Annotated in this window: 1 protein-coding gene; it reads left to right on the top strand. The window is 66.4% G+C overall.

Going from position 1 to position 247, the window contains the following annotated elements; translation table 11 throughout:
• On the top strand, positions 1–247 hold a 247-nt coding region (locus CVH10_RS23140), incomplete at both ends, for a hypothetical protein (protein WP_219925048.1).

Below are 247 nucleotides of genomic sequence, written 5' to 3'. Positions count from 1 at the left end.
TCGTGAAACCGATCCCGCGATCGCGCCACGAATTCGTCCTCGCACTTCACAAGCGGTATCTGGCGATCAAGGACAAGGATCCCGCCACCGCCGCGCGCACCAACGTCCGCTGGACCGGTACGCTGCCTTATGCCGCGATCGAGGCCTATCAACGGATGATCGTGTGCATGCGCGCCGTCCGCGCGGCACAGGCGAGCGGCGGCGACGCCTCCGTGCCGGAGCAGCAATGCGCGTTCGAGGCGATCCT

The organism is Halomonas sp. ND22Bw, from assembly GCF_003011945.1.
In the GTDB taxonomy this organism is placed as follows: Bacteria; Pseudomonadota; Gammaproteobacteria; order Pseudomonadales; family Halomonadaceae; genus Halomonas; species Halomonas halophila.
Note: the sequence above shows the minus strand (reverse complement) of the source record. Positions and strands in the feature narration are given on the sequence as shown.